Source organism: Pseudoalteromonas sp. Scap25, from assembly GCF_013394125.1.
Lineage (GTDB): Bacteria > Pseudomonadota > Gammaproteobacteria > Enterobacterales > Alteromonadaceae > Pseudoalteromonas.
The window spans coordinates 1,422,594-1,445,948 of record NZ_CP041327.1 but is presented as its reverse complement, the minus strand read 5'-3'; the positions used below and the strand labels follow the sequence as shown (position 1 = coordinate 1,445,948).

Here is a 23,355-nt window from a genome sequence, read left to right as displayed (position 1 = left end):
AAAGCAGCTAATTAGCTGCTTTTTTTGTGTCTAAATCTTAGAGTCTGCGGTCAACAGACCCAAATGTTATATAAATCGTTTAATAATAAAGTCGACTTTTACGCGCTTAGCTTGACCAAGTAGCTTTTTCACTGGCTGCGGGTAATCGCTCATGGTTTCTAAATCATCTGGACCGGTTAAACGACGACAATGCTTTAAAATTTCTTGGCGTTCATTATCAATGTCGCGCATTATCGTTTGCTCAGGGTCTTCTATCAGAATACCATTTTCGATATCTAGCCCCCATGCACGCGGATTTAAATTATGCCCGCTAAGTAAATGCACTTTACGGTCACAACAAATCCCTTTTAAATGAAACGAGTTACTCTCGTGTTTCCACAGGTAAACGTTTAAGTTGCCATTATCTATGTGGCGTTTTTGCGATTTTACAAATTTATGCAAAATAGTTTCGTATAAATACGGTAATGCACCAATTTTACTAAACGGCTCACTAGGTGGCAGATAAAAATCGTTTGCGGTTTTATCGCCCACCACAATAGTGACTTGTTTACCTTGCTTTAATAAGCGACGCAAAGAGCGCATTAAAGGAGCCGGAAAATTAAAATACGGCGTGTATAACACCAACTCTTGCTCGGTAGTATCAAACAGCGCTTTGATTAAGCGATTAAGTTCGTTATTACGACGGCCTAAACCCAAAAACAAACGAATGCCCATTGCATGAGTATTCAATTGTTGCGCACTTTTATAGCTTGCCGATTTAAGCTCACGCATAAGTTGCTTTTGTTCAAGTTTAAAGTCAGCCATGCGTTTAAGCGGTCGTTGATCAATTCTTGGAACCGCTTCAGAGCTCAATAAGGTTGATTCGATAAAATCGACTACTGAGTCACATAACTCGCTTTGCGAGACTAAAAAGTATCGATCAAGTCGGTATCGGTCGCTATATTGCAAATACACATTATTTAAACTGGCACCGCTATATAGCAATGTGTCGTCTATAACAAAGCCTTTTAAATGCAATACCCCAAACAGTTCTTTTGCCTTTACGGGAACACCATACACTTGAACGTTTGAATTAAACTTCTCTAAGCTGTCGCAATATAAGCTTGCATTGCCCTCTGACTTTTCTGCACCAATTAAACCACGCTGTGCGCGATGAAAATCAACCAATACTTTTATTTCAAGCGAAGGGTTAGCTAACGATGCACTGTGTAGTGCGGCTAATATTTCACGACCCGCTTCATCATCTTGTAAGTAAAGTGTGGTGATATAAATTCGTTTTTTTGCGTTGGCAATTAAATCTAACAATTGCGTACGGTATTCTTGCGCATTGGTTAAGACGTTAACGTCTTTTGAAGTCAACCCAAATGCGGGTTTCTCTTGCCAAAATAACATAGTTGCCTATTCACTTAGGTCACATAATTAAGCAGTGACAAATCAAAATTAGTTAAAAGATAACAAAAAAAATCAGGCTGGTCATGAATTAACGTCGTTTTATTGGCTAACAGTCTATTTATTAGTCGAGCACTGCTTGTAAGTCATTTGCTAGTACACATTAATGAACAGCTTCCGAATTTGCGAAAAAAAATAATCTCATCTTTTATTTACTTCCTGCTTGTTTTTCTTAGAATCGGGCGCATTAAAACCGTATTAAACGTTTAGGAAAAGATCATGACTGAAGCAAAACATTGTAAGTTACTTATTTTAGGTTCGGGCCCTGCTGGCTACACAGCCGCAGTTTACGCTGCACGTGCTAATTTAAATCCTGTTTTAATTACAGGTATTCAACAAGGTGGCCAGCTAACAACCACTACTGAAGTTGAAAACTGGCCTGGCGATGCACACGGTTTAACCGGCCCTGCATTAATGGATCGTATGAAAGAGCATGCAGAACGCTTTGAAACTGAAATTGTGTTCGACCACATCAACAAAGTTGACGTATCTAAGCGCCCTTTCACACTAACCGGTGACCAAGGTACTTACACATGTGATGCTTTAATTATTGCAACCGGTGCCTCTGCGAAATATTTAGGCTTAGAGTCTGAGACTAATTTCCAAGGTCGTGGTGTTTCTGCTTGTGCAACCTGTGACGGGTTTTTCTATAAAGGCCAAAAAGTAGCGGTTGTTGGTGGTGGTAACACGGCTGTTGAAGAAGCGTTATACCTGTCTAACATTGCTGATGAAGTTCATGTTATTCACCGTCGTGACAGTTTCCGTAGTGAAAAAATTCTTGCTGACCGCCTTGCTGAAAAAGCAGCAAACGGTAATGTTGTAATGCACTTCAACCGTACACTTGATGAAGTGCTTGGTGACCAAATGGGTGTGACCGGCGTTCGCATTAAAGATGTGGCGTCAGATGCTACTGAAGAACTTGATTTAGCGGGTGTGTTTATTGCCATTGGCCATAAGCCAAACACCGATATGTTTGAAGGTCAGCTAGAAATGAAAGACGGCTACCTAGTGGTTGAATCTGGTCTTAACGGTAATGCAACTCAAACAAGTGTGCCAGGCGTATTTGCTGCCGGTGATGTGTCTGATCATATTTACCGTCAAGCTATCACCTCTGCCGGTACTGGCTGTATGGCTGCACTTGATGCAGAACGCTTTTTAGATAACCTATAAGCATACATAGCATACTTTTGGGGCTGAATTTTCAGCCCTTTTTTGTGCCCAATTATTACGCCCGAGATAATTGTACCCGCACCAACATTCACTAGGCTTATAGTTGAAATTAGTCTTATTTATACAATTAATGGCTCAGGTACGATAGGATCTAAGGGTGAGCAACAAATACCGTCAAATTATATAAGTAAAACTAGCTATAATTATCGTCAGGAATAAAAGCTTTATTCATTTAGGCATTACTAGAAACTGTAAAATCAGTTAAAATGCTTAACTTCATATCAAGTAAATTACCGAGAGTTTTCTATGAGTTTGTATACAAAATATATGGAAGAAATCCAAACCCGTAAAACGGAGCTTGGATTAAGCCCACAACCAATCGATAGCGCTGAACTAGTATCAGAAATAATTAATCAAATTAAAGATACTAATAACGAGCACCGTAAAGATTCACTGCATTTCTTTATTTTTAATACTTTACCTGGAACAACCAGTGCTGCGGGCGTTAAAGCACAGTTTCTAAAAGAAATCATTTTAGGTGAAGAGCACGTTGCAGAGATCACTCCAGAATTTGCATTCGAACTACTTTCACACATGAAAGGCGGCCCATCGATTGAAATGCTAATTGATTTAGCCTTTGCTGATGACGCAAAAATCGCAGCACAAGCTGCAGAAGTACTGAAAACTCAGGTATTCTTATACGATGCAGATATGGAGCGCATTAAAGCGGCCTACGAAGCAGGTAACCCAATTGCTAAAGAATTACTAGAGAGCTTCTCAAAAGCTGAATTCTTTACAAAATTACCTGACATCGAAGAAAAAATCGAAGTAGTAACTTACATTGCTGGTGAAGGCGACATTTCAACTGATTTACTTTCTCCAGGTAACCAAGCACACTCACGTGCTGACCGTGAATTACACGGTAAGTGCATGATCACTGAAGAAGCACAACAAGAAATTGTTGCCCTTCAAAAGAAACACCCTAACGCTAAAGTAATGCTTATTGCTGAAAAAGGCACCATGGGCGTTGGTTCATCACGTATGTCTGGTGTGAATAACGTAGCACTTTGGGCTGGTAAACAAGCAAGTCCATACGTTCCTTTCATCAACATTGCACCTGTTGTTGCAGGTACTAACGGTATTGCACCAATCTTCTTAACAACGGTTGATGTAACTGGCGGTATTGGTCTTGACCTTAAAAACTGGGTTAAAAAAGTAGATGCAGACGGCAATACAGTAACTGATGCAAATGGTGACGCTGTGCTTGAAGAAGCCTACTCTGTTGCTACTGGTACTGTGCTAACAATCAATACTAAAGAGAAGAAGCTTTATAACGGTGATAAAGAGCTTGTTGATATTTCATCAGCATTCACACCGCAAAAAGTTGAATTCATGAGAGCTGGCGGTTCTTACGCAGTTGTATTCGGTAAAAAACTACAAACGTTTGCTGCTGAAACTCTTGGCATTGAAACGCCGCTTGTTTATGCACCTTCAAAAGAAATTTCACACGAAGGCCAAGGCTTAACAGCGGTTGAAAAAATCTTTAACCGTAACGCGGTAGGTGTACTATCAGATACGCCACTTCACGCTGGCTCAAATGTTCGTGTTAAAGTGAACATCGTTGGTTCGCAAGATACAACCGGTCCAATGACTGCACAAGAATTAGAAGCAATGGCTGCTTCAACGATTTCTCCTCTTGTTGATGGTGCCTATCAATCTGGTTGTCATACAGCATCAGTATGGGATAGCAAAGCACAAGCAAACATTCCTAAACTAATGGCGTTTATGAATAAGTTTGGTTTGATCACTGCACGTGACCCGAAAGGCGTTTACCATGCAATGACTGACGTTATTCACAAAGTATTGAACGACATTACAATTGATGATCGCGCTATCATCATTGGTGGTGACTCGCATACACGTATGTCTAAAGGCGTTGCCTTTGGTGCCGATTCAGGTACTGTTGCTGTTGCACTTGCAACCGGTGAATCTGCGATGCCGATTCCTGATTCAGTTAAAGTAACGTTTAAAGGCAAAATGGCTAAGCATATGGATTTCCGCGATGTTGTACATGCAACGCAAGCGCAAATGCTTAAGCAATTTGGCGGCGAAAACGTATTCCAAGGTCGTATCATTGAAGTTCATATTGGTACCCTAATGGCTGACCAAGCTTTTACCTTCACTGACTGGACTGCAGAAATGAAAGCGAAAGCGTCAATCTGTATTTCAAATGATGAAACGTTAATTAAGTCAATTGAACTTGCTAAGTCACGTATCCAAATCATGATCAACAAAGGTATGGAAAACGAAGCACAAACGCTACAAGGTCTAATCGATTTAGCCGACAAGCGTATTGCAGGTATTCAATCTGGTGAAGAGCCAGCACTTTCTCCAGACGACAACGCTAAATACCATGCAGAAGTTGTGGTTGATTTAGACCAAATCGTTGAGCCAATGATTGCCGATCCAGACGTTAATAACGATGATGTTTCTAAGCGTTATACTCACGATGTGATCCGCCCTGTTTCTTTTTACAACGACAAGCCTGTTGATTTAGGTTTTGTTGGTTCGTGTATGGTTCACAAAGGCGATATGAAAATTATTGCTCACATGCTACGTAACCTTGAGAAGAAAAACGGTTCTATCTCATTCAAAGCGCCATTGGTTGTTGCGCCACCAACATACAACATTGTTGATGAGCTTAAAGCGGAAGGCGATTGGGATATTCTTGCTAAATACGCAGGTTTTGAATTTGACGATGCAAAACCAAAAACGGCTGCACGTACTAAGTATGAAAATATCTTATACCTAGAACGCCCTGGTTGTAACCTATGTATGGGTAACCAAGAAAAAGCAGAACCAGGTGATACTGTTATCGCAACATCAACACGTCTTTTCCAAGGCCGTGTAGTAGCCGATACATCTGAGAAAAAAGGTGAATCACTACTAGGTTCTACGCCAGTTGTAGTTCTATCTTCTGTTCTTGGTCGTTTCCCGACTATGGAAGAGTATAAGTCTGCGGTTGAAGGTATTGACCTTACATCGTTTACACCTGTTGAAGAAGCAATGACAACTAAGTTCAACGCAGGTGAAGCTGTACCAGTAAAAGTGGTTAGCTAATTCGATTAGTTTACCATTTAATTAAGCGCGTTTTTTAACGCGCTTTTTTATGCCTAAAATTTACCTAACAGCAATTTAAGCCCTGCTCAACCCTATAGAGAACACAATAATTTGTGGTTTGTGATTTTAAAGCAACAGGTTACACTTTGTCTTGACCATGCAGTTATTCAATCGGTGTTATGACTAAACAACTTTATCAACTCGCTCAAAGCCACTTTGCTTTTCCTGATCCCAGCCATGCATTAGATGATCCAGATGGTTTGCTTGCCATTGGTGGATGTTTATCGGTAACGCGGTTAAAAAATGCCTATTTATCTGGTATTTTTCCGTGGTTTAGTGAACACGAGCCAATTATGTGGTGGTCACCGAGTGAGCGCGGTATTGTTGAGCTTAATGACTTTCATGTTAGTAAAAGCTTACGAAAACATTTAAAAAAGCACCCGGTCACCGTAACTATTAACCATGCCTTTGAAGAAGTGATAGAAGCGTGCCGCGATCAACGCATTGATACTGATGGCACTTGGATAACCCCGCAAATGCAACAGGCGTACATTAATGCCCATCACAATGGCTTGGCCCATAGTTTAGAGGTATGGCGCGAGGGAGAGCTTGCAGGCGGCTTATATGGGATTATGCAAACAGGTGTTTTTTGTGGTGAATCAATGTTTCATCATCAAACAAATTGCTCCAAACTGGCTATGTGGGCGCTGGTTAATTGGCTTAAACGCCATAATGCGCATTTTATTGATTGCCAATTAGAAAATCCTTATTTAATGTCGTTAGGTGCCAGCGTGATTCCACGTGAAGAATTTTTAACTAAACTTAATAAAGCACAGTGTTACACCCCAGCTGCCAGTATGTGGCAGCCACAGGAGCTAATCGCGATATATGAATGAACAACTTCCAGCTCGTATAGGCCTAAGCCAACCATTTGAATGCAGTTACTTGCCAGATCGCCAAGAGCAACTGCTGGTGATACTCGATCCAAGTTGTTATAGCAGCAATAAGTTTGAGTCGTTATTAGGATTGGGCTTTCGTCGCAGTGGTAACCAAATTTACCGTCCGCACTGCCCTATTTGCAGCGCGTGTAGTTCTGTGCGCGTTTTAGCTGATGAGTTTATCCCTACAAAATCGCAAAAACGTAAACTTAACAAAGCAAAAAACCGCTTTGAGGTAAAATATTCTCAAGTTGAACGCGAACAATACTATCCACTTTACAGTAAATACATTAGTTTACGTCATCAAGACGGTTCTATGTATCCACCTGATAAATCACAATTTCAAAGCTTTTTGTTTTGTAGCTGGTTAACCATCACCTTTATAGAGCTTTGGGATCAAGAAAACTTAGTGGCCGTTGCTGTAACTGATTGTATGGACAACGCTATTTCGGCTATTTATACATTTTTTGACCCTGACTACGAACACTTTAGTTTAGGCACTGTAATGATATTACAGCAGCTTAAATTTGCTAAACAGCAGCGCAAACAGTTTGTTTATTTAGGCTATCAAATAGATGAATGTGACAAAATGAAGTATAAAACCCAGTTTTTACCCGCCCAAAAACAGCTCAATGACCAGTGGGTGGCTATTTAATTTACAAAAATAGCCCCTGCGCCTTTACTTATTGGCGTATTTTGGGCAAAATCTGCAGCGTTTAACTATTAAAGAGGTGTTACGCTAAACATGGCGAAAGAAGACGTAATCGAAATGCAAGGGACAGTCCTTGATACTTTACCAAATACAATGTTCCGAGTTGAGCTAGAAAATGGTCACGTAGTTGTGGCTCATATTTCAGGTAAAATGCGCAAAAACTATATCCGTATTTTAACCGGCGATAAAGTAACGGTAGAAATGACTCCTTACGATTTATCGAAAGGTCGTATCGTATTCCGTGCTCGCTAAGTAAGTGCGTAAACGAGATTTAGTTTTTGGCTAGTGAAAACTAGCTTTAAGCGTTTATTAAATGTAATTAATGGTAGTAGCCAGTAATTACATTTAATAAACAAAAAACCCAGCCTTTGCTGGGTTTTTTGTTGCCTATTTCTTTGGCAAATAAAAAAGCCTGCATAAAGCAGGCTTTTTAAATTGCTAACTTTTTTAGGTTAGGCTGGCGTTAAGTCACTCTCGTAATCAAAACGCAGTTTTTTATCTTTAACCGATACTTTTACCGTACCGCCAGAAATTAGCTCACCAAACAGTATTTCGTTAGCCAATTGCTTTTTAAGATCTTCTTGGATAACACGCGCCATAGGACGCGCGCCCATTGCTTTGTCATAGCCTTTATCAGCCAACCATTCACGTGCTTTAGAAGTAAGCTCAAGGTTAACTGACTTCTTATCCAGTTGCGCTTGTAACTCAACAACAAATTTATCAACCACTTGCAAAATAACCTCTTTCTCGAGGTGATTAAACCAAATAATGTTATCTAAGCGGTTTCTAAATTCAGGTGAAAATACTTTGTTAATTTCACCCATTGCATCGTGTGTGTGATCTTGCTCACTAAAACCAATCGACTTACGCGTGGTTTCTTGTACGCCGGCATTGGTGGTCATCACCACTACTACGTTTCTAAAGTCAGCTTTTCGGCCGTTATTATCTGTTAGCGTACCGTGATCCATAACTTGTAATAAAATGTTGTAGATATCAGGATGCGCTTTTTCAATTTCATCCAGCAATACCACTGCATGTGGGTTTTTGATCACCGCTTCTGTTAATAAGCCGCCTTGTTCAAAACCTACATAACCCGGAGGCGCACCGATTAAACGGCTCACCGCATGGCGCTCAACGTATTCAGACATATCAAAACGAATAAACTCAACACCCATGCATTTAGCTAATTGCTTGGTAACCTCTGTTTTACCTACCCCTGTTGGGCCTGCAAATAAGAACGAACCAACCGGTTTGTTCTCGTTTGCTAAACCTGAGCGCGATAAGCGAATAGCAGAAGTTAATGCATCAATGGATTGATCTTGTCCAAACACCAACATTTTTAAATTACGGTCTAAGTTTTTCAGCGTTTCTTTATCAGACGACGACACATTTTGAGGCGGAATACGCGCCATTTTAGACACAATCATCTCAATATCAGATACACCAATGGTTTTTTTACGCTTGGACGTAGGCAGTAGCCGTTGGCTTGCGCCTGCTTCATCAATAACGTCAATCGCTTTATCAGGTAAGTGACGCTCATTAATATACTTGGCACTTAGCTCAGCGGCTGCTTTTAACGCTTTTTGCGTATAACGAATACCATGGTGTGCTTCGTAACGATCTTTTAAGCCGTTAAGAATTTTAGTGGTATCTTCAACGCTAGGTTCAAGCACATCAATTTTTTGAAAGCGACGGACAAGGGCGCGATCTTTTTCAAAAATATTCTTGTACTCACCGTAAGTGGTAGAACCCATACAACGTAATTGCCCACTTGAGAGTAACGGCTTAATTAAGTTTGAGGCATCCATTACCCCACCTGAGGCAGCACCTGCACCAATAATGGTGTGAATTTCATCAATAAATAAGATTGAACCTGGTTTTGCTTGTAACTCTTTTAATAAACTTTTAAAGCGTTTTTCAAAATCGCCTCGGTATTTGGTACCGGCAAGTAACGCGCCCATATCTAAGGAGTACACAACCGCATCAGCAATGACTTCAGGCACTTGTTCGTTAACAATACGATAGGCTAAGCCCTCGGCAATAGCAGTTTTACCTACGCCGGCTTCACCAACCAGTAATGGGTTATTCTTTTTACGACGACACAGCACTTGCACTGTGCGCTCTACTTCACTATCACGGCCAACAAGCGGGTCAATATTACCCTCTTTAGCGTGTATATTAAGGTTAGTTGTAAAGCTGTCGAGCTTACTCGCTTCTTCGCTTGCTACTTCTTGCACCTCTTCATGAATATCGTCGGTATCATCGCCTAATTCGTCGTCACCTTTGGCGATACCATGAGAAATAAAGTTAACAATATCAAGTCGAGAAATATCATTCTTTTTAAGTAAGTACACGGCTTGGCTTTCTTGCTCAGAAAAAATAGCGACCAGCACATTAACGCCTGTCACTTCATTTTTGCCAGAAGATTGCACATGAAATACCGCGCGCTGTAATACTCGCTGAAAACCAAGTGTTGGTTGAGTTTCGCGCTCTTCTTCTAAATCAGGAATAACCGGTGTGGTTTCATCAATAAATTCAAGTAACTCTGTTTTTAATCCAGAAACGTCAACACCACACGCATTAAGCGCTTCTCCAGCTGATGGGTTGTCGAGTAGAGCTAATAAAAGGTGCTCTACGGTCATAAACTCATGACGACGTGTACGCGCTTCACGAAACGCAGTGTTCAAAGTTAGTTCTAAGTCTTTATTTAGCATTGGCAACCCCTTACAGAGATAATAATTTTATACCGCACTTCAAAGATGAAAGTTCACCTTTATGGTATTTATTCCTGCTCACAACTACATAGCAGTGGATGCTCGTTATCCCTTGAGTAGCGGTTAACTTGCTCAGCCTTAGTATGTGCTACGTCGGCGCTATAAACACCACATATACCCTTACCTTGCTGATGTATTTGCAGCATCACATCAGTTGCTCTATCGCTATCCATATTAAAAAACGTCATTAAGATCTCTATTACAAAATCCATCGGCGTGTAATCATCGTTGTTTAACACAACTTTATATTTTCGCGGTGGCTGCAACTTTTGCTTTTCACTATCGCGAACGGTGTCGATAACACCAGAATCTTTCATACCACTCATAATTAAATATAGTCTTGTCTTTGTAACTCAAGCAAACTTGAATAAAAAAATAAATAAAATGTTAAAAAATAACCTAAAACACTTGACTGGTTGCTTAAATAAACTACAGTCAAATGGTGATTGATTAAACCTTAGTCAGTCTAGCAAACAATACAGTTTAGGATAACTAAATTAGTCAACTTATAGAAGGATGTAGAAGTATGGCTTGTGGTAAAGTCAAATGGTTCAACAACGCCAAAGGTTTTGGTTTCATCGTAGAAGACGGTTGCGAGAACGACATTTTTGCTCATTACTCCACAATTGTAATGGACGGATACAAGACACTTAAAGCTGGTCAAGATGTTACCTTCGAATTACAACAGGGCCCTAAAGGTCTACACGCTACTAATATAGCGCCTAATGGCGATATTATAGGGTGATTGTAATTATGAGACTAAAGCGAGTGACCTGTTTAGATCCTCGCTTAATTTCTTAAAAATCCCTAACCACCCCAATATAAATTGCCTCATTGTTTGTTAATTCAACCCCACTCCTTGATTTTATTTTATCTACCCCAATAATTTCAGTATTAGAAGTTTAACTGCTGGCGTCTGGCGTGTAATCCTAGCCCTTTTTAGCCAAGCTTGTTACACTCTTTATCCTGTAAAACGTAATTACTTTAGCCTAATGGCTAGTTTGTATTTACATAAATTTTAGTTATAAAAGACACTAGTCCGTCAGGTGTGATTATTCTCACCTTGTTTAGGTTATACGAGTACCAACACCTAACAGACTACTCATTGCATGTACTAATGCTTAATTTAAAAGTATTAGGCGATGATTTCTTTGCATTGTTGAATTTGGCCAATGCGGCCTACTATCTAGGAATGATGATGACATCAAAAATTATCTATACAAAAACGGACGAAGCTCCGGCACTAGCAACTTATTCGTTGTTACCTATTATCCAAGCATACACAAATGCGGCAGGTGTTGAAGTTGAAACACGCGACATCTCATTAGCTGGTCGTGTAATTGCGAGCTTCCCGGATTACCTAACAGAAGAACAACGCATTGGTGATGCACTTGCAGAACTTGGCGAAATGGCAAAAACACCAGAAGCTAACATCATTAAATTACCGAACATTAGTGCATCAGTTCCACAACTTCGCGCTGTAATTAAAGAGCTTCAAGAAAAAGGTTATGCACTTCCAGAATACCCGGTTGAACCTAAAAACGATGAAGAGAAAGCGATTCAAGCAGCCTACGATAAAATTAAAGGCAGCGCAGTAAACCCTGTACTTCGTGAAGGTAACTCTGACCGTCGTGCACCAGGTTCAGTGAAAGAGTATGCACGTAATAACCCACATTCAATGGGCGCGTGGAGCAAAGATTCACAATCATACGTTGCAAGCATGGAAGAAGGTGACTTCTTTGGTTCCGAGCAATCACTAACTGTTGATGAAGCAACGGATGTTCGTATCGAACACGTAGCGGCTAATGGCGATATCACTGTACTTAAGCAAAGCACGCCATTACTTGCTGGTGAAGTAATTGATGCATCACGTATCAGTGCAGCAAAATTACAAGCATTCCTAGAAGCTGAAATCAATGCAGCTAAAGAAAAAGGCGTGTTATTTTCGCTTCATATGAAAGCAACCATGATGAAAGTATCTGATCCAATCATCTTTGGTCACGCTGTAAAAGTATTCTACAAAGACGTTTTTGCAAAACACGGTGCACTTTTTGAAGAGCTAGGTGTTGATGTAAATAACGGTTTAGGCGATGTGTACTCTAAAATTCAAACATTAGATGACGCTAAGCGCGAAGAAATTGAAGCAGACATTCAAGCGGTTTACGCTAACCGCCCTGCTATCGCCATGGTTGATTCTCATCGTGGTATTACAAACTTACACGTACCAAGTGATGTGATCATCGATGCTTCTATGCCTGCTGCAATTCGTTCAAGCGGTCAAATGTGGAATAAAGACGATAAATTACAAGACACAAGCTTTGTAATTCCAGATCGTTGTTACTCTGGCGTTTACCAAGCAACAATTGATTTTTGTAAACAGCACGGTGCTTTTGATCCTACAACTATGGGTAGCGTACCAAACGTTGGCCTTATGGCTCAAAAAGCGGAAGAATACGGCTCACATGACAAAACATTTGAAGCAAAAGCTGACGGTACTATTCGTGTTGTTGACACAAACGGCAACACCCTACTTGAGCACAGTGTTGAGCAAGGCGATATCTGGCGTATGTGTCAGGTTAAAGATGCACCAATTCAAGATTGGGTTAAACTTGCAGTAAACCGCGCTCGCGCAACTGGTAATCCGGCTATTTTCTGGTTAGATGCAGAACGTGCACACGATGCTGAGCTAATCAAAAAAGTGAACAAATACTTGCCAGATCATGATACTGCTGGCCTAGATATTCAAATTTTATCGCCAATGGATGCAACCTTATTCTCACTAGCACGCATCAAAGAAGGTAAAGATACGATTTCTGTAACAGGTAACGTATTACGTGATTACCTAACAGATTTATTCCCAATTTTAGAATTGGGTACTAGTGCTAAAATGCTTTCAATTGTGCCACTGATGAATGGCGGTGGTTTATTTGAAACAGGTGCCGGTGGTTCTGCTCCTAAGCACGTTCAACAGTTTGAAAAAGAAAACCACTTACGTTGGGATTCTTTAGGTGAGTTCTTAGCACTTGCTGCGTCACTTGAACACCTAAGCACAACAACAGGTAACAACAAGGCACAAGTACTTGCTGATACGCTTGATAAAGCAACGGGCACATTCCTAGCTGAAAACAAGTCACCTTCACGCAAAGTTAAAGAGATTGATAACCGTGGTTCTCATTTCTTCTTATCTTTATTCTGGGCTCAAGAACTTGCTAAGCAAAATGAAGATAGCGAGCTTAAAGCGCAATTTACACAAATTGCTAGCGACCTTGAAACCAACAAAGAGCAAATTGTTAACGAGCTAAACGATGCACAGGGTCCTGCAATGAACATTGGCGGTTACTTCCAGCCAAATGACGATGCAGCCTTCAAAGCAATGCGTCCAAGCACGACATTTAACGAGATTTTATCTAAACTAGTATAAATCGATTAAATGAATGAAAAGGCGCTCACAGAGCGCCTTTTTTGTGCCTAAGAAAAAGGCCGCTAATGCGGCCTTTTCAATTCAACTTTAAACGTTTATTTTGTGTATGCGCGTGGCATGTTCGACTCTGTTGTATAGCGCTCACGCAGTTTATCTTGGCGAGATTCAGTACTAACCTCAACACCATTGATAAACATTTTATTCACGTGGCTGCTCAGCTCAAACGGGTCGTTACTCCACATAACAACATCAGCGGCTTTACCTACTTCTAGGCTACCCGCGTTAATACCAAATACATCAGCCACATTCGAAGTCATGGCCTTTAATGCGCCTTGTTGGCTCATACCGTAAGACACTGCGTTACCGGCATCGTAGCGAAGCTGGTAAACATTGTGACTTGCGTCACCACCCACAGTTAGTAGCACTTTAACACCGGCTTTTTCTAGTATGCCGGCATTATTCAAGCTCGCATGCAACGAATCAAAGCTACCTGGTAAGTTATCCATTGCACTAATGATCACAGGAATGCCTGCTTTAGCGATGCGATCTTTAACTACAACGGCATCTTGAGCGCCATTAAGGACAATGTTTACGCCAAACTGCTGTTTCACTTTTATTAGTTCAACAATATCTGATGCACGCGACACACTAATTAGTAATGGTATATCGCCTTTTAGTACTTTAGCCATTACCGTGTCTTCAGCACTTGGCTTAGCGTCGTCTTTTTTAGCGTCTTTACTTGCTTTGGTTTGATGCTCATCTAATTTTTTAATAAGCGTTTGCAAGGTAAATGCACGAGAACCTTTACTACGCTCACCTAAATGAACCACTAGTGCAGCTTGCTTTTTATCTACGCTTTCAAAGCTACCACTTAAATCAACAACACTTGCTAGGCCTGCAAATATGCTGTCACCACCGTATGGGGTGATCAAATCGCGAGTGATACCGCCTTTACGTGCATAAGGAATTAAGCTTGAACGAGGATTGAATGCTAAGCTTGCATCAAAATCGATACCTGCTTTGTCTTCTCCTGCATCGCGAGAACCGGCAACTGCACCTACTTCAACTAAGCCAAGCTGATTTACACTGGCGATAAAACCAGCCGTCACTATTTGACCTTTAGCATCAATAACTTTGTCAGCTTTAACATCGCTAGGGTTAATGGCAGTGATTTTGCCTTCATTCATTACAATGCTAGCTCCTTCTAATACACCTTGTTCTGAAGATGTATGCAAAGTTGCATTAATGATTGCTAATGACTTGGCGCTCACGGCACCCGATGCTAGTAGCCCTGCAGCAACCAGAGAAAGCGAAAACGAACGTGATAATTTTTTCATTCTGGGTGCTCCTTATTGTTGACCTAACATAAAATCACTTTGTGCTTGGAATGCGCTATCGTTTCTATCGTAAACTTTTGCACCATCAACAAACACTTGCTCTGCTTTTGCATAAACACTAAACGGGCTTTGATTCCAAATAACAACATCAGCTTGTTTACCTGTTTCAAGTGAACCTGTTTTATCTTCAATGCCTAATGATTTAGCGGCGTTAGACGTGATCCATTTAATCGCGTGTTGCTCAGAAATATCAAACCCATTTTGGTTTGCACTGTACATTACTTTTGCGGCTTCTTGGTTTAAGCGTTGAATCGTCGTATCAGAATCTGAGTGCACAACAGCACATGAGTTTTTAACTGCATCAACAATAGCTACGTTCTCTTGCACCATATCGTAGGCTTCCATTTTAAAGCCCCACCAGTCTGGCCAAAGTGCTGCACACGAGCCATTTTCAGCTAATAAATCAGCAATTTTATAGGCTTCAATTCCGTGGTGGAATGTGCCGGCATGGTAATTAAACTCTTTAGAAAGGTCGATCATCATCGCCATTTCTTCTGCTTTGTAGCAGTGATTGTGAATACGAACTTCACCTTCTAAAACACCACGTAATGTATCGTATTTAATATCACGATGTGGAGCTTCTGGGTTTTTACCCGCAGCGTAATCAGCATCGTATTTATCCCACTCACGCTTATATTCTTGAGCGCCAATCCATGCTGTGCGATATCCTGCCATATTACCCATACGTGTCATCGGTAATACGCCTTTACGACCGTAAACACGTTTAGGATTTTCACCACATGCCATTTTTAAACCGTATGGCGCATCAGGAAATTTCATTCCTTGCATGGTGTGAGCCGGTACATTTTTAAGGGTAACGCCACGTCCACCGAATAAATTAGCCGAACCCGGTAAAATTTGTAATGACGTAATACCGCCTTCACGTGCGCGATTAAAACCTGGATCTTGTGGCCAAATTGAATGCTCAACCCATACTTCTGCAGTATTTGGACTGGTCATTTCGTTACCATCTTGATGAGACTCAACCGATGGATTTGGATAAGCACCTAAATGTGAATGAACGTCAATAATGCCTGGTGTTACCCATTTACCTTGTGCGTCGATGGTGGTATCTGCATCAGCGGTTAAATCTTTACCAATTTGCTGCACTTTACCGTCGACAATTAATACATCAGCTTCATCTAAACGCTCACCCGTCCCTGTTAATACAGTCGCATTGGTGATTAACGTGCTTGATGTCGCTACCGGTTGGTAAGTACTTGGGTATGGGTTTTTATTAATGGTTACTTTGTCATCTTGTGGGCCGCTTTCTTGGCAACCAACAAGTGCTGCTGCTAAACCAACAGCTAACAATGAGGGAGCAAATTTTTGCATGTTTTTAGGTTCTCCTGTTTTTTTACTACTTTAGCGAAAGCAAACGCATAAAGCTAAAAAAACAGGTGAAAAGGCGGTTATTTAAGGTGAATTTCTGTAATTATTTTTTTATATAATTGTTATAAAGCTTATCCAGAGCTCCTTCGGTGGTGAGCGATGGATCTTTACTTATAAAGTGTTTAACCGTTCGTGTTACAAAATCCGAATTTTGCTTATGTAATTTTGAAAAATCTTTAATCAATGTATTACCATCTTTTGCGGCTGTAACTTTATCATGACGATGTCTGTATTGACTCAATGCCTTATTAAAATCACCTTGATAGTCTTCCACTAAAATTTTATAAAAGTCACTTTTTTGTACTTTTAATACAGTAATGCAATAGTTAAGCGCTTCTTTGAAATCGGTAAATACAGTGCCTTCAACATCAAACTCTTTAGTTTTTTCACGCACTGTGACACGTGCTTCCTCAGTGGCATAACTAAAGCCCGTAAAGGCTAGTCGCTCAGCCGCTTCTTTACCTAGCTTCATACCTGCTTGAATACTATGCGCAAATTCATCACTCATATCAGCGAGTTCGTTTTCTTCCCACATGTTGTAAACACGCAGAGGTTTTGCATACTTATTAGATAATTTCTTTTTAAGTTTGCTAAATCGCTCATCAATGGTCATTAATCGCTCATTGTGAAGTAATGCATGGCATTCGTAACAGGCTGCAATGGCAACAAAGTCAGCTTCTTCACCTAGATCAATAATACTTTGTAGCATATGCAATGGCGGGCAATGATCGCGCTCTGTTGCCTCACAGCCGCAATAAAAACATTGGTTAAAATGCTGTTGCTCACACGCATAAGCTTGCTGGTAGTAACTTGCTAACGTTTTATTCACAATTGCGCTCCAAAAATATAAAATGCCACAAATTTAGGGCGCGATAATAACAGCCTGAAAAAATATTTCAGTAGGAAAACGCTAAAGTGTGTCAAAAATAAATTACTTAACCTGAACTCTGGTTAAGAGATTTACTAAAATATTGAATTATATTAATAATTTGGTTTGTTTTCTCCAGCCAGAAATTTACAGTGAAAACAAGGCGAATTTTCGCGTCAATAGCGAGCCTATTGCAAGTAAATTCAACGCAGTTAGCGCTGAAAATAGCTGCTTGAGATAGATTTATTATCCATAATTCAGGTTACTTATGAACAACTTTTCATACACCTACAAAATTGCACAATTTATATACACATCTTCTTACAGCTTACCCCATTCAGTTAACAACATTTCGGCTACATTAAGCAATACTTAAGTTGCATATAAACAAAGAGGCAAATACTATGATTTCTTTCAAAGCAACTCTATATTCAACTGTATTATTGGGCGCAGCAACATTAACAGCTCCTGTAATGGCGGCCACTTTTGTTGCCGCTGATTCATCACCCGGTACCCAAGCTTGCATGGCCGTTGCATCTAACAAAAGACTGACACTGCTCAGAACAATGAAAGATCTACGTATAGATAAACATGTAATTAGCAAAAAATTACTCTGTAATGATTTATCAGTGGGTGACTTTGTAACGCTGTATGATTTAAATAAATCAGCACGCTTTTTAAATATTGAAGCATCTACTAGTACGTCAATAAGAGATTTAGCAAAAGCAAACAAACCGCTTGTGGTTATTATGGCGGGGTCTAAATAATATTACAGGTTTTAAATGCGTTTAATTTACTCGAGTCAAACACGTTAAGCAGGGCTTAGTACCTGCTTAACGTATATTTATTATTAAATAAGCGCTGCCAACAAACCAAATAAGCCACCAAACACCCCACCCCATACAACGAGCCAACCTAAGTGTTCGCGGATCATGGTTTGAATTATTTCTTTCACCATTTTAGGGGTGAGTTCATCTAAGCGTTCATCCACTAACTTAAGCACCGTATTATGCAAACTTTCCGCGTTATTACCTTGGGTTAACATATCGCTTAATAGTGTTTTAAAATCGTCGGTGTCGCTTATTTGCACCAGTGATGATTGCATTTTTTCAATAAACTTTTCTCGCATTGGCTCAACGGCTTCAGTGCCGCCAAACATTGCAAGCATGCTACCAAATTGTGATTGCTCAATAACCACTAACAAATTATCGAATGCGGGATTTAAATCCACCTTATAAATAACTGACTCAAAGTCTATCGTTGGTTGAGCCTTGCTTAGAAGCTTGTCTATTTTATGCTCAGAAAAGAACTCCGTAAGTATTAAGTTTCTTATAGCCACTTTAAAACTTTCAAACTTAAGTGCAATCACACCCGAACCATATAAAAACGGCACTTTTTCAAACAGCATATGAATAGCGAGTAAGTTTGTAACTGCACCGGAGAGTGCAAATAAGCCCACAGAAAGTACAATGGTTTGTTCAAATACAAAACCAATAACAACACAACACGCTGCTAATAAGTTAGTGATAAAACTTTTATTCATTTTTATTCCATTTCAGTGATTTGTATCAGAAATTGATAGTATTAATTTTACACCGATTAATTTGTTTATTTAATCCCTTTTTGCCATAGTTTATTTATAGGTTTAAAAGGTGACTATTGTTATGTGGAAAACAATCAATCAAGAGATCAGCCAGGCTATCCATTATGATTTTAAACACACCCATAAACGTCAGTTGCAAAACACATCCACCGATAAGTTGTTTCATTTAAGCGATGGCAAGCACAATTACTTAGTTAAAGTTGGGCAAAAACATGAGCTAGAGCGCTTTGAGGCTCAAGCTCAAGGCTTAAAACAGCTTACTCAAAACAGTGTATTTATGGTGCCAGACTGTATTATAACTGGGGCCAATATAGAATACGCCTTCATTGTATTAGAATGGCTTACATTTGACGAGCTTCCCCACACTCATTGGTCAACTATGGGGGAGCATCTTGCCATGTTACATCAAAAACACCAGCAAGCGATGTTTGGTTTTGATACCGACAATTATTTAAGCTCAACGCTTCAGCCTAATCAGTGGCATAAAAAATGGGATGTATTTTTTGCAGAAGAACGTATTGGTTGGCAATTACAACTATTAGCTGAAAAAGACATTGTACTTTCAGACCCCGAACAACTAATAAATTTAGTAAAAGAGACACTGCATAATCATCATGTTTTACCCTCATTATTACATGGCGATTTTTGGCGTGGTAACCTGGGCTTTGTAAATAACATTCCGACCTTGTTTGACCCCGCCTGCTATTACGGTGATCGGGAAGTCGATATTGCTATGAGCGAGCTCTATGCTCCCCTTCCAGAGGATTTTTATGATACCTACAAGCACCACTACCCTTTAGCACAGGGTTATGAGCAACGTAAGCTTGTTTATCAGCTTTACCCTGTTTTAAACAACGCTAACATTTTTGCGGGTCATTATCTAAATCAGGCTAAAGAGCACGTTGATAAACTAATAAACTTACTAGACTAAACTCGTAAACTAAAATAAATGCAGTAAACAAGATATAAGCACTATATTTAGTGTAAGCCCGTTGTGTGCTACCCACGTAAAAAAACTTAGTTTTTATGAGGTGTTATTATGAAAGACTTTTTATCACAACGCATCGCCTGTCCACATTGTGGACACCATATTCATTTAGATCTCGATGCCAGTATGGGCGATCAAGACTACTATGAAGAATGTAGTGCCTGTTGTAACCTTATACACTTGAACATGCATATAGACTATGCACGTAACAAGTTAGAGTTACATGTGGACAGCGATGACGAACAAATATTTTAGCTATGTTGGCGCATGTAGTTTTCAACGGTGTTTATAATTGTGTAGGTTTGCTGGTCGACTTCAATATTAAACTCATCACCCACAACGGCTTCACCTAAATTAGTTATATCGAGTGTTTCTGGTATTAGATGCAACCAAAAGCCAAACTCATCAATATTACCCACCGTTAAACTTGCACCATTAACAGATACAAATCCTTTGTATAACACATATTTTTGCCATTTTTGTGGCAGGCTGAGCTGTATTTTGTAGTTGTTTTCTAACTTCACTATTTGCGCAATTTTTGCGGTGCAATGAATATGTCCAGATACAATATGCCCACCCAACTCAGTACCAAATGACACTGAACGCTCGTAATTAACTAAACTACCCAATTCCAGTTGCCCAAGATTAGTTAGCTGCAGAGTTTCGTCAATAACATCAAAATGCACTTGAGCAACCACATCGTGATTACTTAGCTCTACTTTTACCACAGTCAAACAGCAACCATTTATAGCGATGCTGGCACCTAAGTCTAAATGCTTCACGTATTGCTCATTGACAGAAACTACCAGACGCAATACGCCCTGTGCATGGGTTTTAGAAACTACCGTTGCTTGAGTTTGAATAATACCGGTAAACATAAAAATCGCTTCTATTTCTTACAAAGTACTAGTTTAACGTATCAAAAGACAAAATCATTCACTTAATAGCACTTATTCATGGTTATTTTCACCACCAAGATGAATTAAATACAAACACCGACCACCAGCATAGCTTGGCTGATCACAATAGATTACAATGCGACTATGTTTTTCTGAATAGCTGTTTTTTATGACTTTTTGTAGTTGGGAAGCCAAACGTTTACTTTCTCTTGCCGTTCCCGTTTTTTTAGCACAAGTAACTTTAGTACTAATGTCTGTGGTTGACACCATTATGGCCGGACAAGTGAGCCCTACCGATTTAGCTGCACTATCAATTGCAACGGGGATATGGAACCCAATTTTATTAGCAATACAAGGGGTTTTATTAGCATTAACGGGCGTTATTGCCCAATTCGCTGGTGCTAAAGATCGTAACGGCATCAGCCATTATTTTCAGCAAGCCCTTTATTTAACACTCCTTTTAAGTATTGCTGGTTTTAGTGCGGCGCAGCTTGCCAATACTGTTATTTTACAGCTAAACACCACCCCAGCAATTGCTGGACTTGCCTTTGACTACATTCATTTTGTTAAGTGGGGTGTGTTTGGCTTTTTAATTTTTACCGTTTATAGAAATATGACCGAAGGCATGGGGATGACCAAGCCTGCATTTTATATTAGCCTACTAGGGCTTGCGGTAAACATTCCACTCAATTATATTTTTATCAATGGCTTATTTGGCCTACCAGCTTTTGGCGGAGCCGGTTGTGGTATCGCTACCGCACTCGTATTTACTGTTATGGCCATTGCGCAGGTGACTTATTGCCAGCTCAGCAAAAAAGTAGACGCCAAAGGCTTATTAGCGGGCTTTGAAAAACCTAACTTTAAAACCATAGGTATTATTACCAAACTCGGTATTCCTATATCACTAGCCACTTTTTTTGAAGTAACATTGTTTGCCTGTATACCTTTATTTATTGCGCACTTAGGTGCGGTGGCTGTGTCTGGCCATCAAATTGCAGCCAGTGTCACGGCACTATTATTTATGATGCCTCTTAGCCTCTCAATTGCAATTAGCATACGAATTGGTAATTTATTTGGGCAAAATCATTTAGACCAATTAAAAGTAGCCGTGTCTACAAGTTATATTTTAGCGGCAATTATCGCCCTATTTATCGCTTTTATTACTTTTATAGGTCGCGATGTGATTAGCCAGCTTTATAGCGATAGCCCTGCGGTACTCGCACTTGCTTCATCAATTATGATTTTAGCCTGTATTTATCAACTTCCTGATGCATTACAAGTAGCTGCAAATGGTATATTGAGAGGGTTAAAGCATACCGCGCCTATTTCTTATATTACTTTTATCTCTTATTGGTTAATCGGCTTTAGTTTAGGCTACGTATTAGCAAGAACAGACTTAATAGTGCCAGCAATGGGCCCGCATGGTTTTTGGATAGGCATTATCGTTGGATTATCAGTTGCAGCTGTACTACTGATGCTGACAGTGCATAGGCGATTTAAACGTGAACCATTTATTCTCTCTTAAACAATCTATAAATAACACACTGCCACTTAGTTGGTTACTGGCAGTGTGTTGTGTATTTCTTTTTGGCTGCTCAGAGCAGCCCAGTGAGGCAAATAAAACTTATTTGTCTCGCTTAAGTAGTACCTTTCAAGTTCCCGAGCCAAAGAGAAATCCACTGCAACAACTCACGTTAGTCGCGCCTAAAAATACCTTTCAGCCCGCAATTAAAATTGGTATAACTGAACTTGCTGGTATTAGCCAATGTAAACTGAACGTTTTAATAAGTGAGCATAATAATCAGTTAGGTAAAACGGCCACCGCCGCTAGTCAATTGAAGTACCAAATAGATTTTATTCAAAGCGCGCAAAACTGTTTAAATAGCTTGGATAAACAAAGCAAGATTTACAACAAAATTGCTGCGGCAAAAACTCAAAAACAAGCTCAGCTCACTCAGTTTTTCAACAATATGTTATTTAGTGAACCCGAGCTCAACAGCAGTTGGCAATTAACCGGCCAAGAGCTCAGCACTCAACCAGCTGGGTTTAGCGACACAGTTGAGGGGCTTAAAAAGCTAACTACCATAAAACAGCTAATAGAAAACCAAAATAGTATGGCAATAAACAGTGATGATATTTTGTCAGCGCTTGAGCCGCTTAACAAATACGAGTTTAACCAACAACTTATTCATGCCGCGCGTGAACAAATTAGCTTAAATCATGCGGCCACCCAGTTTGTAAATACTTTAACGCTAGAAGATATATGCCCAAAGGGTAAAAACAAGCAGCAAGCTAAAATTGTCAGTAATATATTCAATAAATATTATTTAAAACAAATTCAGCCTTATCAAGCGCAGCTTAGTGGTTATTTAGAAACATTGCAGCCGCTGTATGTGCAGCTGTGGTTTAATCAAGCAGTAAGCAGTGAAGAGATAAATGCTCTTCTTGACCCAAACGCTAAAAACTTACTCGCTCAGCTAAAATCGTCAGCAAAAGAGCATGTTATATGGTGGCAAAAATTTTATAAAACGTGTGAAATCAGTCCAATATGAATAAAAAAACGGCAAATAAACTCAAATAGCATAAACATGCTTGATTCACTCCCCATCACGCTATATATTAGC

Annotated in this window: 20 protein-coding genes; 12 read left to right on the top strand and 8 right to left on the bottom strand. The window is 39.9% G+C overall.

The window, feature by feature from the left end; genetic code table 11:
* Positions 1-66 precede the first annotated feature (66 nt).
* Positions 67-1,392: a CDP-diacylglycerol--serine O-phosphatidyltransferase gene (pssA, locus tag FLM54_RS06620; protein ID WP_055011831.1), complete on the bottom strand. Its 1,326-nt coding sequence runs from the start codon at positions 1,390-1,392 to the stop codon at positions 67-69.
* 276 nt (positions 1,393-1,668) lie between these two features.
* On the opposite strand from pssA, the gene trxB reads away from it, so the two are divergent.
* The 5 genes from trxB (at position 1,669) to infA (ending at position 7,641) form a co-directional block, all read left to right on the top strand.
* Positions 1,669-2,619: a thioredoxin-disulfide reductase gene (gene trxB / locus FLM54_RS06615; protein WP_178955850.1), complete on the top strand. Its 951-nt coding sequence runs from the start codon at positions 1,669-1,671 to the stop codon at positions 2,617-2,619.
* Between the two features lie 306 nt (positions 2,620-2,925).
* Positions 2,926-5,739: a bifunctional aconitate hydratase 2/2-methylisocitrate dehydratase gene (locus FLM54_RS06610; protein ID WP_178955848.1), complete on the top strand. Its 2,814-nt coding sequence runs from the start codon at positions 2,926-2,928 to the stop codon at positions 5,737-5,739.
* 179 nt (positions 5,740-5,918) lie between these two features.
* Positions 5,919-6,635, top strand: coding sequence for a leucyl/phenylalanyl-tRNA--protein transferase (gene aat / locus FLM54_RS06605; protein WP_178955846.1), 717 nt, complete (start codon positions 5,919-5,921; stop codon positions 6,633-6,635).
* Entirely contained in the window at positions 6,628-7,332 is a 705-nt protein-coding gene (locus FLM54_RS06600; RefSeq protein WP_178955844.1) for an arginyltransferase, read from the top strand. The genes aat and FLM54_RS06600 overlap by 8 nt, the downstream gene beginning before the upstream one ends.
* A gap of 90 nt (positions 7,333-7,422) precedes the next feature.
* A complete protein-coding gene (gene infA, locus FLM54_RS06595) occupies positions 7,423-7,641 on the top strand; it encodes a translation initiation factor IF-1 (RefSeq protein ID WP_002962494.1) in 219 nt (72 codons plus the stop codon).
* 200 nt (positions 7,642-7,841) lie between these two features.
* Here infA and clpA read toward each other — a convergent pair whose 3' ends face one another.
* Positions 7,842-10,103: an ATP-dependent Clp protease ATP-binding subunit ClpA gene (gene clpA / locus FLM54_RS06590; protein WP_008110100.1), complete on the bottom strand. Its 2,262-nt coding sequence runs from the start codon at positions 10,101-10,103 to the stop codon at positions 7,842-7,844.
* A gap of 68 nt (positions 10,104-10,171) precedes the next feature.
* Positions 10,172-10,480, bottom strand: coding sequence for an ATP-dependent Clp protease adapter ClpS (clpS, locus tag FLM54_RS06585; protein WP_008110102.1), 309 nt, complete (start codon positions 10,478-10,480; stop codon positions 10,172-10,174).
* Between the two features lie 209 nt (positions 10,481-10,689).
* On the opposite strand from clpS, the gene cspD reads away from it, so the two are divergent.
* Positions 10,690-10,908: a cold shock domain-containing protein CspD gene (gene cspD / locus FLM54_RS06580; protein ID WP_138604913.1), complete on the top strand. Its 219-nt coding sequence runs from the start codon at positions 10,690-10,692 to the stop codon at positions 10,906-10,908.
* Between the two features lie 453 nt (positions 10,909-11,361).
* Positions 11,362-13,584, top strand: a complete 2,223-nt coding sequence (locus FLM54_RS06575) for an NADP-dependent isocitrate dehydrogenase (RefSeq protein WP_178956849.1) — start codon at positions 11,362-11,364, stop codon at positions 13,582-13,584.
* A 95-nt stretch (positions 13,585-13,679) separates the two neighbouring features.
* On the opposite strand, the gene FLM54_RS06570 is transcribed toward FLM54_RS06575, so the two are convergent.
* The 3 genes from FLM54_RS06570 to FLM54_RS06560 form a co-directional block, all read right to left on the bottom strand.
* Positions 13,680-14,921 (bottom strand): amidohydrolase family protein, encoded by a 1,242-nt coding sequence (locus FLM54_RS06570; protein ID WP_178955842.1) that lies wholly within the window; start codon positions 14,919-14,921, stop codon positions 13,680-13,682.
* A 12-nt stretch (positions 14,922-14,933) separates the two neighbouring features.
* Positions 14,934-16,316 (bottom strand): amidohydrolase, encoded by a 1,383-nt coding sequence (locus FLM54_RS06565; protein ID WP_178955832.1) that lies wholly within the window; start codon positions 16,314-16,316, stop codon positions 14,934-14,936.
* 100 nt (positions 16,317-16,416) lie between these two features.
* Positions 16,417-17,202 carry a hypothetical protein gene (locus FLM54_RS06560; protein ID WP_178955830.1) on the bottom strand — a complete coding sequence of 262 codons (786 nt, stop codon included), beginning with the start codon at positions 17,200-17,202 and terminating at the stop codon, positions 16,417-16,419.
* Positions 17,203-17,645: 443 nt separating this feature from the next.
* On the opposite strand from FLM54_RS06560, the gene FLM54_RS06555 reads away from it, so the two are divergent.
* Positions 17,646-18,008, top strand: a complete 363-nt coding sequence (locus tag FLM54_RS06555; protein ID WP_178955828.1) for a DUF3718 domain-containing protein — start codon at positions 17,646-17,648, stop codon at positions 18,006-18,008.
* 83 nt (positions 18,009-18,091) lie between these two features.
* Here the strand turns inward: FLM54_RS06555 and FLM54_RS06550 are convergent, their stop codons facing one another.
* Positions 18,092-18,784 carry a DUF445 domain-containing protein gene (locus FLM54_RS06550; RefSeq protein WP_178955826.1) on the bottom strand — a complete coding sequence of 231 codons (693 nt, stop codon included), beginning with the start codon at positions 18,782-18,784 and terminating at the stop codon, positions 18,092-18,094.
* A 121-nt stretch (positions 18,785-18,905) separates the two neighbouring features.
* On the opposite strand from FLM54_RS06550, the gene FLM54_RS06545 reads away from it, so the two are divergent.
* Both FLM54_RS06545 and FLM54_RS06540 read left to right on the top strand, forming a co-directional pair.
* On the top strand, positions 18,906-19,775 hold the full coding sequence (locus FLM54_RS06545) for a fructosamine kinase family protein (RefSeq protein ID WP_138604918.1): 870 nt from the start codon (positions 18,906-18,908) through the stop codon (positions 19,773-19,775).
* Between the two features lie 108 nt (positions 19,776-19,883).
* Positions 19,884-20,087 carry a CPXCG motif-containing cysteine-rich protein gene (locus FLM54_RS06540; protein ID WP_008464077.1) on the top strand — a complete coding sequence of 68 codons (204 nt, stop codon included), beginning with the start codon at positions 19,884-19,886 and terminating at the stop codon, positions 20,085-20,087.
* Here the strand turns inward: FLM54_RS06540 and FLM54_RS06535 are convergent.
* Positions 20,084-20,710: a riboflavin synthase gene (locus FLM54_RS06535; protein WP_054200746.1), complete on the bottom strand. Its 627-nt coding sequence runs from the start codon at positions 20,708-20,710 to the stop codon at positions 20,084-20,086. The genes FLM54_RS06540 and FLM54_RS06535 overlap by 4 nt on opposite strands.
* 190 nt (positions 20,711-20,900) lie before the next feature.
* Here FLM54_RS06535 and FLM54_RS06530 point away from each other — a divergent pair, with 190 nt between their 5' ends.
* Both FLM54_RS06530 and FLM54_RS06525 read left to right on the top strand, forming a co-directional pair.
* A complete protein-coding gene (locus tag FLM54_RS06530; protein ID WP_178955824.1) occupies positions 20,901-22,256 on the top strand; it encodes an MATE family efflux transporter in 1,356 nt (451 codons plus the stop codon).
* On the top strand, positions 22,234-23,283 hold the full coding sequence (locus FLM54_RS06525) for a DUF3080 family protein (protein WP_178955822.1): 1,050 nt from the start codon (positions 22,234-22,236) through the stop codon (positions 23,281-23,283). The genes FLM54_RS06530 and FLM54_RS06525 overlap by 23 nt, the downstream gene beginning before the upstream one ends.
* Positions 23,284-23,355: the final 72 nt, after the last annotated feature.